Source organism: Kitasatospora sp. SolWspMP-SS2h (assembly GCF_003259315.1).
GTDB lineage: Bacteria > Actinomycetota > Actinomycetes > Streptomycetales > Streptomycetaceae > Kitasatospora > Kitasatospora fiedleri.
Window position 1 is genome coordinate 266,367 of the sequence record NZ_QLLT01000006.1, and the last position, 15,757, is coordinate 282,123.

The following is a 15,757-nucleotide window of genomic DNA, read 5'->3' on the forward strand; positions in this document are numbered from 1 at the left end:
GGAGAAGAGACCATGCAGAGCACCCACCCGGCCACCCGTCCGGCCGCCCACGAGGCCACCATGCGCGAGCAGTTCGCTGCGACCGTCACCGAACTCCTGGAGCGGGACCCGCGCACCGCGCTGGTGCTCGCCGACATCGGGGCCGCGCAGTTCCCCGGGGCGGCCCGCGCCCACCCCGACCGGGTGGTCAACGTCGGCATCCGCGAGCAGCTGCTGATCGGCGTGGCGGGCGGCCTGGCGCTGACCGGGATGCGGCCGATCGCCCACACCTTCGCCAGCTTCCTGGTCGAACGGCCCTTCGAGCAGGTGAAGTTGGACCTGGTGCACCAGGGCGTCGGCGCGGTCCTGGTGAGCGCGGCCGGATCCTACGACTGGCCGGCCGGCGGCCGCACCCACATGTCCCCGGGCGACGTCGCGCTGCTCGACACCCTCCCCGACTGGCACGTCCACGTCCCCGGCCACCCCGCCGAGGCCGACCTGCTGCTGCGGCACGCCGTCGCGGCGGGCGACACCCTCCAGTACGTCCGGCTCTCCGCGCACCAGAACGCCGAGGCCCGGCCGGTCGCCCCCGGACGCTTCCTGACCGTCCGCCGGGGCTCCCGGCACGCGGGCACGGTGCTGGCGGTCGGCCCGATGCTGGACGCCGTGCTGGAGGCCACCGAGACGCTCGACGTGACGGTGCTGTACGCGGCCACCGTCCGCCCGTTCGACGCCGCGGGCCTGCGCGCCGCGCTCGGCGAGCGGGCCGACGCGGTCCTGGTGGAGCCCTACCTGGCGGGCACCTCCGAGCGGGCCGCGCACCTGGCGCTCGGCGACCTGCCGCACCGGGTGCTGGCCCTGGGCGTGCCGGTGGCCGAGCACCGGCACTACGGTTCGATCCCCGAGCACCTGGCCGCGTACGGCCTGGACGCCGCCGGGCTGCGCACCCGGATCAGCGAGTACCTCTGGTAGCCGCCGCGCGGCGCCCGCCGGTGCCGGACGGACGCCCGCCGCCCCCCCCGCGGACGTCCGCCGCCTACGCGGTGCGCACCACCGCCACCGCGTCCGGCCCGAGCAGCACCGCGCCGCCCGGGCCGGCCGCCGCCCCGCCGGCCGCCGCCCCGCCGGCCGCCGCCCCGCCGGCCGCCGCCCCGTCGACCGCCACCTCCCCGAACGCGGCCTCCAGCGCGGCGAACCCGCCCTCCAGCGGGACGACCAGCGGCTGCGCGGAGCCGCCGAGCCGCACCAGCACCCGGTAGCGGCCCCGGTGCACCGCCAGCCAGCCGGCCGCCGCGTCGTAGCGGACCCGCACCGCGGCCAGGTCACCGTCCGACAGCTCCGGGGCGGTCCGGCGTAGCCGGATCAACTCCCGGTACCAGGACAGCAGTTCGGCGTGCGGGGCGCGCTCCGGCTCGGCCCAGTCCAGGGTGGAGGCGGCCACCGTGGCCGGGCTCTGCGGGTCCGGCACCTGCTCGGCCCGCCAGCCGTGCCCGGCGAACTCCCGGCGCCGCCCCTGCCGGACCGCCTCGGCCAGCTGCGGGTCGGTGTGGTCGGTGAAGTACTGCCACGGGGTGCCCGCGCCCCACTCCTCGCCCATGAACAGCATCGGCGTGAACGGCGAGGTCAGCACCAGCGCGGCCGCCGCCGCCAGCCGCCCGGCGGGCAGCGACGCCGAGAGCCGGTCGCCGGCGGCCCGGTTGCCGACCTGGTCGTGGGACTGGGCGAAGCCCAGCAGCCGGTGCCCGTGCCCGGCCGGGAACGGGCGGCCGTGCGAGCGGCCCCGGAACGAGGACCAGCTCCCGTCGTGGAAGAACCCCCGGGTCAGCGTCTTCGCCACCGCCGCGTACGGGTCGGCGGCGAAGTCCGCGTAGTAGCCCTGCGCCTCGCCGGTCAGCAGGCAGTGCAGCGCGTGGTGGAAGTCGTCGCTCCACTGCGCGTCCAGGCCCAGGCCGCCCGCCTCCCGGGCGGCGGTGGTGCGCGGGTCGTTCAGGTCGGACTCGCCGACCAGGAACAGCGGCCGGCCGGTGGCCTGCGCCAACTTCTCGACCTCGGCGGCGAGTTCCTCCAGGAAGGGCCGGGCCCGGGTGTCCACCAGGGCGTGCACCGCGTCCAGCCGCAGCCCGTCGATCCGGTAGTCGCGCAGCCAGGACAGCGCGCTGCCGATCAGGAACGCCCGCACCTCGTCCGAGCCCGGCGCGTCCAGGTTGACCGCGGAGCCCCACGGCGTCTGGTGCCGGTCGGTGAAGTACGGGCCGTACTGCGGCAGGTAGTTGCCCGAGGGGCCGAGGTGGTTGTGCACCACGTCCAGCACCACGCCCAGCCCGCGCCGGTGCGCCGCGTCCACGAACCGCTTCAGCCCGTCCGGCCCGCCGTACGGCTCGTGCACCGCCCACAGGTCCACCCCGTCGTACCCCCAGCCGGAGCGGCCCGGGAACGCGCACACCGGCATCAGCTCGACGAAGTCCACGCCCAGGTCGACCAGGTGGTCGAGCCGTTCGGCCGCCGCGTCGAACGTCCCCCCGGCGGTGAACGTGCCCACGTGCAGCTCGTACACCACCGCGCCCGGCAGCGGGCGCCCCCGCCAGGCCGTCTCCGACCAGGCGAACGCGCCGTGGTCGACCCGGCGGCTCAGCCCGTCCGGGCCGAACGGCTGCCACGCCGAGCGCGGGTCGGGCAGCGCCCGGCCCCCGTTCAGCCGGAAGCCGTAGTCGCCCTCCGGCGCCTCCCCGTGCCACCAGCCCGGCCGGGCCGGGTCGCGCTCCAGCAGGTACGGGATCGCCCCGACCTCCACCTCGACCACCTTGGCCTCCGGCGCCCACACCCGGTACCGCATCAGGACCCCTCCGCGAGCAGTGCGACCGGCGACTGCCGGAAGAGATACGAGAGTTCGACGGTGCCGCCGGTGAAGTGCCGCTCGGTCAGCAGGTCCGTCCAGCGCCCCGGCGGCAGCTCCAGCACCGTCTCGCGCCAGCCGCCCGCCCGGTGCAGCCCGTACGGCAGCCGGGTCGCCGCGGCGAGCACCCGCTCGCCGCGCCCGAACGCCACCAGGTGCCCGGCGGCCGGGCCGTCCGCCGCCAGCGGCCGGTACGAGCCCAGCGGGCCGGAGCGGCGCAGGTGCAGGGCGGTGGTGGTCAGGTGCAGCTTCTCCCGGGCCAGGTCGCCCGGGCGCGGCTCCGGCGAGTCGGTCAGCCGCACCGCCAGCGCGCCCAGGTCCACCGGCGCCCGGTTGTCCGGGTCGACCAGCGTGTACAGCGGCTCCTCGCCGCCCTGGAACACGTCCGGCACGCCCGGCGCCAGCAGGTGCAGCAGCGCCGCCGACAGCGAGTTCACCCGGGCGAACGGCGCGATCAGCCCGGCGAACCCGGCGATCCGCGGGCACAGCCCCGGGTTGGCCAGCGCCCCCCGCACGTACCGTTCCAGCCCGCGCTCGAAGGACTCGTCCGGGTCCTTCCACGAGGTGCGCCGCTTCGCCTCCCGCACCGACTTCAGCACCACCCCCAGCAGCCGCCCCTCGGACACCGGCCACGCCGCCAGCAGCGTCTGCCACAGCAGCCACGCCGTGGAGCGGTCCGCGCACGGCCCGGCCGCCAGCGTCCAGGCCGCGCACTCCGCCGCCCACACCTCCGGCAGCTCCGCCAGCACCGCCAGCCGGGCCCGGGCGTCCGCGCTGCGCTTGGTGTCGTGCGTGGACAGCGCCGTCATCGAGGCCGGCCACAGCCGGTCCTGCTCGGCGCACCAGCGGTGGAACTCCTCCACCGACACGCCCGGCCGCTCCGGCAGGCCGCCCACCTCGTTCAGCGACAGCAGCGCGTTGAACCGGTAGAACGCGGTGTCCTCCACGCCCTTGGCCGCCACCGCCGACGCGGTCTGCCCGAACCGGTGGCAGAACTCGTCCTTCGCCGCCGACCGCCCCAGCGCGCCCAGCGCCAGCTCCCGCACCAGCCGCTCGGTGGCGGGGGCGTCCACCGGGGCCGCCAGCGCCGCCACCGCCTCCGGCGGGGCCGGCTCGCCCGGCACCACGTACGGCCGGTACACCGGGTAGCCGGTCAGCAGCCCCTCCAGCGCCCGGCGCACCGCCAGCGGCGAGTGGTCCGCCAGCTCCGGCCCGTCCGCGCAGATCCGCCCCACCAGGCGCACCAGCCGGTCCGTCTCCGCCGCCAGCGCCCCGCCCGGCGCGACCATCTCGGCCCGCCCGGCCCGGCCGGCCGCCGCCGGGTCCGCCGCCTCGCCCACGTCCCGCCGGTAGGCCGCGAACAGCTTCTCCGCGCCCCGCCGGTCGGTCAGCACCCCGTCGATCCGGCGCAGCGCGTCGTACCCGGTCGTCCCCGCGCACGGCCAGTCCGCGGGCAGCGCCTCGTCCCCGGTCAGGATCTTCTCCACCACCGTGTACGCCCCGCCGGTGGCCTCCGCGAGCCGCCGCAGGTAGCCGCGCGGATCGGCCAGCCCGTCCGGGTGGTCGATCCGGAAGCCCGCCAGCACGCCCTCCCGGTGCAGCCGCAGCAGCACCCCGTGGGTGGCCTCGAACACCTCCGGGACCTCCACCCGGACGGCGATCAGGTCGTTGACGGTGAAGAAGCGCCGGTAGTTGACCTGCTCGTCGGCCAGCTGCCACCAGCACAGCCGGTACCACTGCCGCTCCAGCAGCTCCGCCAGCGGCAGGCCCTCGGTGCCGGGCCGCAGCGGGAACGCGTGGTCGTGGTAGCGCAGCACGTCGCCGTCCACCGCCAGCTGGTCCAGCACCGCGCCCAGCCGGTCGCCCAGCACCGGCAGCAGCAGCCGCCCGCGCTCCGGGGCGTCCACCGGGCCCGGCTGGGCGGCCCAGTCGATGTCGAACCAGTCCGCGAACGGGTCGTCCGGGCCGTTCCGCAGCACCTGCCACAGCGGCCCGTTCAGCCGCTCCGGCACCGGCAGCGCCATGTGGTTGGGCACCACGTCCGCGATCAGCGCCAGCCCGTGGGCCGCCGCCTCCGCGGCCAGCTCGCGCAGCGCCCGCTCACCGCCGAGCTGCTCGCTGATCCGGCTGTGGTCGAGCGTGTCGTAGCCGTGGGTGGAGCCGGCCACCGCCTCCAGCAACGGCGACAGGTGCAGGTGCGACACGCCGAGCGCCGCCAGGTACGGCACCGCCCGGCGGGCGTCGTGCAGGGTGAACTCCGGCTGCAACTGGAGCCGGTAACTGGCCGTCGGGATGCCGGCAGTATCGGGGCGTGCGGCGGCTGGCGTCATACCCGCATGCCTACCCGGGCCGCCCCGGACCTACCGTCCGCTGCGCCGAACGAGGGGCGCGCCCTCAGACCGGACCGGGCTCCGCGACCTCCCCGCCCGCCCGGGCCGCCGCCCCCTCGCCCGCCAGCGCCCGGGCCGCCGCCAGCTCCGCCGCCTCCCCGGCCAGCGCCGCCTCCAGCATCGCGTACGCGTCCGGCCCCACCGGCAGCCGCACCGGGCCCGCCGGCGCGGCCACCGCCCGCAGCACCAGTGCGGCGAACGCCTCCGGCGGGTTCAGCTCCGCGGACCCGGCCATGCCGCGCAGCGCCACGTGCATCGGCGCCAGCACCGGCCCGTACTCCGGCAGCTTCACCGCCGACTCGGCCAGCGCGTTCCCGTACGAAGTGGCGAAGCCGCCCGGCTCGACCACCGTCACCCGCACCCCGAACGCCGCCGCCTCCGCCGCCAGCGCCAGGCTCAACCCCTCCAGCGCGAACTTGCCCGCCACGTACGCCCCCAGGCCCGGGAAGGCCATCCGGCCGCCGACCGAGGAGACGTTCACCACGTGCCCGCCGCCCTGCGCCCGCATCACCGGCAGCACCAGCCGGGCCAGCCGCCAGGGCGCCACCGCCAGCACCTCCAGCTGGTCGCGCAGCTCCGCGTCCGAGACCTCCTCCACCGCCCCGAACAGGCCGACGGCGGCGTTGTTCACCAGCACGTCCACCCCGCCCAGGCGGGTGCGCGCCAGCTCCACCGCCGCCGCGCAGTCCGCCGCGCTGCGCAGCTCCAGCCGGGCCGGCACCACCTGCCCGGGGAACTCCGCCGCCAGCGCGTCCAACGGCGAGGCCCCCCGGCTGGTCGCCACGATCCGGTCCCCGGCCGCCGCCACCGCCCGCGCGAGCGCCAGCCCCAACCCCGACGAACACCCGGTCACCAACCACCGACGAGACACTTCGTACCCCCCTCTGGTCTGCGGTTCCGCAGTGCAGAGGGGGTACCCGCCCCGGAGCGCCCGCAGACCGGAGGGTCGGGGACGAACCGGAGCGCGCGGGGTCACGCCGGGCGCTGGAGCACCATCAGGGCGCGGTCGGGCAGGCGCAGGGTGTCACCGGCCTTGACCCGGGGGCCGGTGCCGCGCGGCGGCAGGGTGGGCAGCGCGGTGTCGACGACGACCTGCCAGGCCTCGCCGTGCCCGGCCGGGACGGTGAAGGTGAGCGGCTCGGAGTGGGCGTTGAACAGCAGCAGGAAGGAGTCGTCGACGATCTTGCCGCCGCGCCGGTCGGGCTCGGAGATCGCGTTGCCGTTGAGGAAGACGGTCAGCGACTTCGCGTAGGTGGTGGACCAGTCCCGCTTGGTCATCTCCTCGCCGGCCGGGGTGAACCAGGCGATGTCGGTGAGGTCGTCGTGGGTGCCGGAGACCGGGCGGCCGTGGAAGAAGCGGCGGCGGCGGAAGACCGGGTGGTCGCGGCGCAGCCAGATCATGGCCTGGGTGAACTCCAGCAGGGAGGCGTCGGCGCCGTCCCCGTCCCAGTGCACCCAGGTCAGTTCGGAGTCCTGGCAGTAGGCGTTGTTGTTGCCGCGCTGAGTGCGTCCGGCCTCGTCGCCGTGGCAGAGCATCGGGACGCCCTGGGAGAGCATCAGGGTGGCGATGAAGTTGCGCTGCTGGCGGGCGCGCAGCTCCAGCACGGCGGGGTCGGTGGTGCCGCCCTCGGCGCCGCAGTTCCAGGAGCGGTTGTGCGACTCGCCGTCCCGGTTGTCCTCGCCGTTGGCCTCGTTGTGCTTGTCGTTGTAGGAGACCAGGTCGCGCAGGGTGAAGCCGTCGTGACAGGTGACGAAGTTGATCGAGGCGATCGGGCGGCGGCCGTCGTCCTGGTAGAGGTCGGAGGAGCCGGTCAGCCGGGAGCCGAACTCGGCCAGCGTCGCGGGCTCGCCGCGCCAGAAGTCCCGGACGGTGTCGCGGTACTTGCCGTTCCACTCGGTCCACAGCGGCGGGAAGTTGCCGACCTGGTAGCCGCCCTCGCCGAGGTCCCAGGGCTCGGCGATCAGCTTGGCCTGCGAGACCACCGGGTCCTGCTGGACCAGGTCGAAGAACGAGGAGAGCCGGTCGACCTCGTGGAACTGCCGGGCCAGCGTCGCGGCCAGGTCGAAGCGGAAGCCGTCCACGTGCATCTCGGTGACCCAGTAGCGCAGCGAGTCCATGATCATCTGGAGCACGTGCGGACTGCGCATCAGCAGCGAGTTGCCGGTGCCGGTGGTGTCCTCGTAGAAGCGCTGGTCCTTGGCGAGCCGGTAGTAGGAGGCGTTGTCCAGGCCGCGGAAGGAGAGCGTGGGGCCCAGGTGGTTGCCCTCCGCGGTGTGGTTGTACACCACGTCGAGGATCACCTCGATGCCGGCCGCGTGCAGCGCCTTGACCATCGACTTGAACTCCTGCACCTGCTGGCCGCGGTCGCCGGTGGAGGAGTACGAGGAGTGCGGGGCGAAGAAGCCGACGCTGTTGTAGCCCCAGTAGTTCGCCAGCCCCAGGTCGCGCAGCCGGTGGTCGCGGACGAACTGGTGCACCGGCATCAGCTCGATCGCGGTGACGCCCAGCTTGGCCAGGTGCTCGATCACCGCCGGGTGGGCCAGGCCCGCGTACGTGCCGCGGATCTCCTCGGGGATGCCCGGGTGCAGCTCGGTCAGGCCCTTGACGTGCGCCTCGTAGAGCACGGTGCGGTGGTAGTCGGTGCGCGGCGGCCGGTCGGTGCCCCAGTCGAAGTACGGGTTGATCACCACCGAGTGCATGGTGTGCGGGGCCGAGTCCAGGTCGTTGCGGCGCTCGGGCGCGCCGAAGTGGTAGCCGTACACCGACTCGTCCCAGTCGATGTGGCCGCTCATCGCCTTCGCGTACGGGTCGAGCAGCAGCTTCGCGGCGTTGTGCCGCTGCCCGAGGCCCGGCTGGTACGGGCCGTGCACGCGGAAGCCGTAGCGCTGGCCGGGCTGGATGCCCGGCAGGTAGGCGTGCCGGACGAAGGCGTCGGCCTCGCGGAGCTCGACCACCGTCTCGGAGCCGTCCTCGGCGATCAGGCAGAGTTCGATCCGGTGCGCGCTCTCGGAGAAGACGGCGAAGTTGGTGCCCGCCCCGTCGTAGGTGGCGCCGAGCGGGTACGGTTTCCCCGGCCAGACCTGCATGTGTCCTCAACTTCCTTGTGCCTGAGGCGAACTGGCGCTCCCAAGAGGGTTTCCCAGAGGGCTTCCCGGTGGAGCGCCCGGCCATGTGCGGAGCGGCAACCAGGTGACGCACGGCACACCCGCATACTCCCCGGCGACGGCCCGAACTCCCCGCCCATCCGCGCGTGGTTCGCCCGAACGGGTGTCCCAGCGGCCCGGTCCGTCGGCGTGGCGTGGCCGGGCGGTGACGCACCGTCGGGGCCGGGTCCGCTTGCTGTCAAGAGGGCTGCGGCCCGGCGGCGCCGGACGATACCCTTGATCGTCCGGACCGCGAGCCCCGGGCCCACGCGGCGTGCGACCAGGGCCGTCGTGGTGGACGGATCCAGCGGACGCACCGTCACCCGTAGGGCGGCGGACGAGAGGTGAGGTAGCGGATGGGGTTCCCCGCCGGCGGCGACGGCACGGACCCGCGGGCCGGGAGCAGCGAGGCCCCGACGCTGATCGTCCGCGGCGGCCGCGGACCGCTGCCCCCGCCGGGCGGCCCGGCCGAGGGGACGCCGCCCGCCTGGGCCGCCGACCAGTGGGACGACGCCTACCGCCGGGTCCGGCTGGCCGGCCGCGCCTACGTCTGGCTCAACCTGGTCGAGCAGCGGATGCGCGCCCTGGTCGACGAGGTGCTGCGCCCCGTCTACGCGCCCGCGCACGGCGAGGAGTGGGTCACCGCCGCCGCCGGACCGGCCGGCGAGGAGTGGGTGCACCGGGCCGCCGCCGTGCGCGAGGTCTCCCGCCGCAAGGGCTACCTGCTCGACCCGGCGGACGACGACCCGCTGGTCTTCCTCACCCTGCCGCAGCTGCGCGAACTGATGGTGCAGCACTGGCCGTGCTTCGAACCGCACCTGGTGGATCGCCGGGAGGTCGAGCTGGCGCTCGACGAACTGGAGGTCGCCCGGCACGTGGTCTCCCGCAACCGGGCCCTGTCGCAGACCGTCCTCGACCAGACCGAGCGGGCCGCCGCCCGGCTGCTGGCCCTGCTCGACGGCGGACACGGCGGGGTGCCCGCCGACGTGGTCGAGGAACTCGTCGCCGGCCGCTACGCCGACGTGGTCGCCGTGCACGCCGACCGGGTCCGGCTCCAGCGCGACCTGCCGGTCGAGGACCTGCTCGACGGGGCCCGCCGACTGGACGCGGTCGGCATCGGCCTGGGCATGCTCTGCCAGAACTACACCGGCAAGCGGCTGGTCCGGCTGGCCGCCGAGGGCTGCCGGGTGCGGCTGCTGTTCCTCAACCCGGCGAGCAGCGCCGTGCGCCGCCGCGAACGCGAACTGGGCATCGGACGCGGCGAGCTGGGGCGCGCCGTGGAGATGAACATCATGCACGTGCGCCGGGTCCGGGCCCGGCTGCGCGACCCGGGCAGCTTCGAGATCCGGGTGTTCGACGAACTGCCCCGGTTCACCGCCTACCTGGTCGAGGGCCAGCGCACCACCGGCGCCGGCGGGCGGCGGCGCTCCACCGACCTCGGCGTCGTCCAGCCCTACCTGCGCCGGGCGCGCGGCATCGAGTCGCCCGCGCTGGTGCTGCGCGGCGGCGCCGGGCAGGACCCCGGCGGCACCGAACCCGGGCTGCTGGAGGTCTACCGCGAGGAGTTCGAGGACCTGTGGGGGGACTCCCGGCCGGTGTCCTGAGCGCGTGCCCGACCACGCCCGGGGCAGGAGTGCCGCGGGCGCTGTCACTGCGCCGCGCGATGATGGACCCACCCTGGCAGTGCTGACGGAAGGACACACCCCCATGACCTGGTGGAAGGGGCCGCTCACCGGTTTCGACCTGGAGACCACCGGCACCGACCCGGAGGCGTCCCGGATCGTCACCGCCGCCGTGGTCGACACCCTCGGCGGCGGCGTCGAACGGGCCACCACCTGGCTGCTCGACCCCGGCGTCCCGATACCCGCCGAGGCCGCCGCGATCCACGGCATCACCGACGCCGAGGCCCGCGCGCACGGCCGCCCGGCCGCCGAGGCGATCGAGGAGATCGCCCGCGCCCTGGCCGACCGGCTGGCCGCCGGGCGGCCCGTGGTCGCCTTCAACGCCCCCTTCGACCTCTCCCTGCTCGACGCCGAACTGCGCCGCCACCGCCTGCCCACGCTGGCCGACCGCCTCGGCGGGCCGGTCACCCCGGTGGTCGACGCGATGGTCGTCGACCGCGCGCTGGACAAGTACCGCAAGGGCTCGCGCACCCTCCAGCGGGTCTGCGAGGTCTACGGCGTCGAACTGCGCGACGCGCACGAGGCCGGCAGCGACGCGCTGGCCGCCGTCCGGGTCGCCGTCGCCCTCGGCCACCGCTACCCCGCGCAGGCCGGCGACCTGCCGCTGGACGAACTGCACCGGCGGCAGATCGACTGGCACCGGGCCTGGGCCACCGACCTGCAGAGCTGGCTGCGCCGCAAGGACCCGGCGGCCGTGGTCGACCCGCGCTGGCCGCTCAAGCAGGCCTCCTAGCGCTCCGGCGCTCCGGCGCTCCGGCGCCCGCGCGCCAGCCGCCCGCCGGTGGGTCCGCCGGTGGTCTCCCGCCGGTGGCTTTCCGCCGGGGACCGACGGCCCGTCAGGACTGCGGGAAGTCGAAGGCGTAGCCCTGCGCGACCAGCCACGGCAGCAGCTGCTTGAGCGCCGCCACCGTCTGGCTGCGGTCGCCGCCGCCGTCGTGCATCAGCACCACCCCGCCCGGGCGCAGGTCGTGCTGCACGTTGGCGACGATCGCCTGCACGCCCGGCCGCGACCAGTCGCGCGGGTCGACCGACCAGCCCAGCGACTTCATGCCCAGGTCGGCGCCGATCCGCTCGTTCTCCGCGGTGAAGTCGCCGCCCGGGGCGCGCCACCAGGCGATCGGCGTGCCGTCGCCCGCCGCGTGCTCGATCATCGACCTGGCGTCGGCGATCTCCGCGACCTGCCGCTCGTGCGACCGGGTGTGCATCGGCTGCGGGTGGTCCACGGTGTGGTCGCACAGCCGGTGGCCCTCGGCCACGATCCGCCGCACCGCCGCCGGGCGGGCCTGCGCGTTGCCGCCGATCTCGCAGAACGTCGCCTTCGCGCCGTACTGCGCCAGCAGGTCCAGCACCTGCCCGGTGGCCGGGCCCGGACCGTCGTCGAAGGTCAGCGCCACCGTCCGCCCGCCCGAGGCGGTGTGCCGCAGCACGTGGGAGGCGGGCACGGGCGCGGACGGCCGGGCGGGGGTGGCGGGCCGCGAGGCGCTCGGGCTCGCGGACGGCGCGGCGGACCCGGGCGCGGACGGGGACGAGGACGGGGAGGCGTACGGCGAGGCCGGGGCGGTGCTGCCGCCCGGGGCGGGCGGCGCCGGAGTGCGGCCGGGGACGGCGCCCGTCTCCCGGTCCCCGTCCGGGGTGGGCCGCACCGCCGACGAAGTCCCGTCCGCCGTACCGGTCGTGCCCGTGCTCGCGCTCGGTGGGGCCGAGCGGTGCGCGGCGTCCCCCGCCGCGGCGGGGGTGCCCGGCGCACCGCACGCCACCAGCAGGGCGGACGTGCCGAGCAGCGCGCAGGCACCGAGCAGCAGGGGACGACGGGGGGCGGGTATGCGGGACTTCACCACGGGGCGACTCCTGACGTCGTACCGGCCGCCTGGGGGCGGGGCGTCCGGTACGACGCCAGGCACGAGCGGGGTGGTTCCGTCCGGAGGTGCGCCGCGCCACGGGGCGGGCACCGGACGGAAGCGGTCAGAACGCGAACCAGCGTACTGCCGTCGCTCCGTCACGCAGCGAGTCCACCCGGCGACGGAACTCGGCCCCGGCGGCCGGGTTCCCGGCCGCCTGCTGGGCCACCCACGCGGCGCTCGCGGTCTCCCGCGCCCCGCGCAGCACCGCGAACCCGGGCCACTCCCGGACGTCCCACCCGTAGGCCGAGTTGAACGCCGCGACCTCCTCGGCCGGGACGCCGTACCGGTCCTGACTGAGCGCCAGCACCACCAGGTCGTGCTCGCGGAAGTCCGCGGCCATGTACTCCAGGTCGAGCAGCACCGGGCCGTCCGGGGTGACGTGCACGTTGCGCGGCAGCGCGTCGCCGTGGATCGGGCCCGGCGGCAGGGCCGGGGCCAGCTCGGCGATCGCGGTGACAAAGCTCTCTTTCCGGGCCCGCAGGAACTCCGCGTCGGCCGGGTCGACGTGGCCCTCGGCGGCGGCCAGCCAACTGTCCACCGGTGCCAGCAGGTCGCGCCGCCCGAGCGGGACGGGGGCCCGCGGCAGCGCGTGCAGCGCCGTCAGCAGCGGTGCCAGGTCGGCCGGCCGGGCCGGGCGGACCGCGGGTGCCAGCCGGTGCCACCACGTCACCGGGTGCTCCCGCACCACCCGCACCCCGCCCCCGGCCGGGCGCACCACCGGCACCCCGGCGCCGTCCAGCCAGGCGGCCAGCGCCAGTTCGCGCTCCGCGCGGGCCGTGCCGGCCTCGCCCGGCGTCCGCCCGACCTTGGCCACCAGGCCCTCGGCGGGCAGTTCGAAGACGGCGTTCTGCCCGAGCGCGAGCAGCGCGGCCCCGGCCGGGTCGATCCCGGCCGGGGCGGATGCTTCCTGCAGGAGGGCCAGCGCCCTCGGTTCGTCGAAGATCACCCGTCCATTGTCGGGGAACCTCCGGGCCCGGCACCGGCCCCCGTCGGCGCGCCGCCGGAGAGCTGCCAGCGCGCCGCCGGAGGGCAGCCGGAGCGCCGTGGGGCCGGGCTACCGGTGGGGGCCGGCGCCCAGCAGCTCGGGCCGGCCGCCCCGCGGGGTGCCTGCCGGAGTGCCTGCCGGGCCGTCCGGGCCGGTCGCCGGGTCGGTGGCCGGGGTGGCGGCCGGGGTCTCGGCCTCGATCCTGGGGAGCCAGTGCAGCCAGCGGGGGAGGTACCAGTTCCGCTCGTCGAGCAGGGTCATCACGGCGGGGAGCAGCACGGCCCGGATGACCGTGGCGTCGATCAGGACGGCGACGGCGAGGCCGACGCCCATCTGCTTCATGGACTGCACGGAGAGCGTCCCGAAGACCGCGAAGACGCCGACCATGATGACCGCGGCGCTGGTGACCACGCCGGCGGTGCTGCGGATGCCGTGGGCGACGGCGTCCCGGGTGCTCAGGCCGCGGTCGCGGGCCTCCTTGATCCGGGAGACCACGAAGACGTGGTAGTCCATCGAGAGGCCGAAGAGGATCACGAACAGGAACAGCGGGACCCAGCTCTCGACCGCCCCGACGCCCGCGGTGCCGATCAGGGCGGCGCCGACGCCGTGCTGGAAGACCAGCGACAGCACGCCGTAGGCCGCGCCGACGGAGAGCAGGTTGAGCAGGACGGCGGTGACGGCGACGGACAGCGAGCGGAAGGAGAGCAGCATCAGCAGGAAGGCGAGGGCGACCACGAAGCAGAGCACCGGCAGCATCGAGTCGGACATCTGCCGGTTGAAGTCGACCGACCCGGCGGTCTCGCCGGTGACCGGGGCCTCGGTGCCGGGGACCTTCCCGACCGTGGCCGGGACGACCTCCTCGCGCAGCGCCCTGAGGGCGGCGGCCGAGACGGCGTCGTTTCCGCTGCCGTAGAGCGGGATGTCGACCGTCGCGACGTTCTGCCCGGCGTGCACGGTGAGCTCGGTGGGGCCGTGCATCCGGCCGGTGGCCAGTGCCCGGGACTGCAGGTCGGCCAGCGCCCGGGTCATTTCGGGGGAGGTGATGTCGCGGGCCCTGACCACCACGGTGGCGGGGGCGGGGCTGCCGGGGAAGGCGGCCTCGATCCGCTGCGCGGTGGCGACCAGGGCGTTGCCCTTCGGGAGCTGCTGCTGGAAGGTGAGGTTCGCGGTGCGCATGGTCAGCAGCGGGGCGGCGACCGCCAGCAGTAGGCCGGTGGCGAGGACGGCGGCGGCCAGCGGGCGGCGCAGGACGGGGGTGAGCGCCGCGCCCCAGAACCGGCTGCCGCCCCGGGCGGCGCGCCGCGGGCGGCCCGGGAAGGGCAGGCGGCCCTTCTCGACCCGGTCTCCGAGCATCGAGAGCAGCGCGGGCAGCACCGTCAGCGAGCCGAGCACGGCGGCGACCACGACCACGATGGTGGCGAAGGACATCGCCCGGAAGTCGGCGATGCCGGTGAGGAACATGCCGGCCATGGCGACCACCACGGTGACGCCGGAGACCAGGACGGCCCGGCCGCTGGTGGCGGCGGCGATCCGCAGCGCGGTGGCGCGGTCGCGGCCGGCGGCCCGCTCCTCGCGCTCCCGGCGCAGGTAGAACAGGCAGTAGTCGACGCCGACGGCCAGGCCGACCAGCAGCATCACCGAGCCGGCGTCGTCGCTGGTGTGCAGCAGCCCGGAGCAGAGGGCGACCAGGCCGCCGGCGGCGACGAAGGCGGTGATCGCCAGCACCACCGGCAGGACGGCGGCGACCACGGCCCCGAAGGCGATCAGCAGGATGCCCAGGGCGAGCGGCACGGCCGTCCACTCGGCGCGGGCGAAGTCGTCGCGGAACCGGTCGGCGAACCACTTGCCGGAGCTGGCCCGCCCGTACTCCTCGATCAGGAAGTCGGCGTGCCGCCGCTGCACGCCGGCCACCGCGTCCACCACCGCGGGCACGTTGGCCACCGCGGCCTCGTCGTCCGCCCCGTCGACCGTGAAGCGCAGCAGGGCGGAGTGCCCGTCCGCGGAGACCGCGCCGGTGTCGTACGGGCTGAGCTCCCCGGAGGTGCGGCCGGTGCCGCGGACGGCGGCGGCGACCTGCTCGACGGCGGCCCGGAAGGCCGGGTCGTCGGCCGTCAGGGCGGCGTTCCGCACCAGCACGGTCTCGCCGGCCGGGGACTCGACGCCCGCCTCGTCCAGGATCCTCGCGGCCCGGGCGACCTGGCCCGGCAGCGACTCGGCGGCGGTGACCTTGTCGGAGCCGTGCGCCCCGCCCAGGTAGGAGACCAGGACGACGAACAGCAGCCAGCCGAAGACCGCGGTCTTCCGGTGGCGGGCGCTCCAGGCGCCCATCGTGGCGGCGATTCCTTGCTTCACTGCGGGTCCCCCCAGGGTTTCGGGCGGTCGGGACCGCCCCGGCCAGTGGGCCGCGGCACTGCTCCGCGGCACAACACACGCTAGGGAGACGCGCTCTGACGGGCCATCCGGCCAGACCCCGTCTTCTCCCTGAACCTGCCCCCAGGGAGGAGTGGGGGGCTAACCCCACCCCGGGGGTCGGGGTCCCCCCTCGGGGTCTCCTCCTCGGGGACGGTGCGACGTCCACCCTGAGGGGGAGCGATCTCCACCCGGAGCACGAGGTGGGAAGGGGCGCGGCCGGGTGACGATGGTGCGGGGCCGGTTCCGTGGCCGCCCCAGGGGGCAGCCGCGTTACCCACTTGCCGGGCGGCAAGTACGGTCCCGTAGGATGCCCACCAGTCCTTACCTGCCGACCGGCTAGATCCCCGCAGGGGTCCGCGCGCCGGTCAGAG

At 75.8% G+C, this 15,757-nt stretch carries 10 protein-coding genes; 3 read left to right on the plus strand and 7 right to left on the minus strand.

Annotated elements, in window-relative coordinates; genetic code table 11:
- Positions 1-12 precede the first annotated feature (12 nt).
- Positions 13-951, plus strand: coding sequence for a transketolase family protein (locus K353_RS10045; RefSeq protein ID WP_111553218.1), 939 nt, complete (start codon positions 13-15; stop codon positions 949-951).
- Between the two features lie 64 nt (positions 952-1,015).
- On the opposite strand, the gene treZ is transcribed toward K353_RS10045, so the two are convergent.
- From treZ to glgX, 4 genes are all read right to left on the minus strand, one after another.
- Positions 1,016-2,812, minus strand: coding sequence for a malto-oligosyltrehalose trehalohydrolase (treZ, locus tag K353_RS10050; protein ID WP_111553219.1), 1,797 nt, complete (start codon positions 2,810-2,812; stop codon positions 1,016-1,018).
- Entirely contained in the window at positions 2,812-5,202 is a 2,391-nt protein-coding gene (gene treY, locus K353_RS10055; RefSeq protein ID WP_111553220.1) for a malto-oligosyltrehalose synthase, read from the minus strand. The genes treZ and treY overlap by 1 nt, the downstream gene beginning before the upstream one ends.
- Positions 5,203-5,266: 64 nt before the next feature.
- On the minus strand, positions 5,267-6,133 hold the full coding sequence (locus tag K353_RS10060; protein ID WP_111553221.1) for an SDR family NAD(P)-dependent oxidoreductase: 867 nt from the start codon (positions 6,131-6,133) through the stop codon (positions 5,267-5,269).
- Positions 6,134-6,234: 101 nt separating this feature from the next.
- Positions 6,235-8,349, minus strand: a complete 2,115-nt coding sequence (gene glgX / locus K353_RS10065; RefSeq protein WP_111553222.1) for a glycogen debranching protein GlgX — start codon at positions 8,347-8,349, stop codon at positions 6,235-6,237.
- A 413-nt stretch (positions 8,350-8,762) separates the two neighbouring features.
- On the opposite strand from glgX, the gene K353_RS10070 reads away from it, so the two are divergent.
- Both K353_RS10070 and K353_RS10075 read left to right on the plus strand, forming a co-directional pair.
- Positions 8,763-10,010, plus strand: coding sequence for an SAV2148 family HEPN domain-containing protein (locus K353_RS10070; RefSeq protein WP_233533477.1), 1,248 nt, complete (start codon positions 8,763-8,765; stop codon positions 10,008-10,010).
- A gap of 103 nt (positions 10,011-10,113) precedes the next feature.
- On the plus strand, positions 10,114-10,821 hold the full coding sequence (locus tag K353_RS10075; RefSeq protein ID WP_111553223.1) for an exonuclease domain-containing protein: 708 nt from the start codon (positions 10,114-10,116) through the stop codon (positions 10,819-10,821).
- A gap of 103 nt (positions 10,822-10,924) precedes the next feature.
- Here K353_RS10075 and K353_RS10080 read toward each other — a convergent pair whose 3' ends face one another.
- The 3 genes from K353_RS10080 to K353_RS10090 form a co-directional block, all read right to left on the minus strand.
- On the minus strand, positions 10,925-11,926 hold the full coding sequence (locus K353_RS10080) for a polysaccharide deacetylase family protein (RefSeq protein ID WP_111553224.1): 1,002 nt from the start codon (positions 11,924-11,926) through the stop codon (positions 10,925-10,927).
- A 124-nt stretch (positions 11,927-12,050) separates the two neighbouring features.
- Positions 12,051-12,935, minus strand: coding sequence for a phosphotransferase enzyme family protein (locus K353_RS10085; protein WP_111553225.1), 885 nt, complete (start codon positions 12,933-12,935; stop codon positions 12,051-12,053).
- A 108-nt stretch (positions 12,936-13,043) separates the two neighbouring features.
- Positions 13,044-15,302: an MMPL family transporter gene (locus K353_RS10090; RefSeq protein ID WP_199528058.1), complete on the minus strand. Its 2,259-nt coding sequence runs from the start codon at positions 15,300-15,302 to the stop codon at positions 13,044-13,046.
- Between the last annotated feature and the right edge of the window lie 455 nt (positions 15,303-15,757).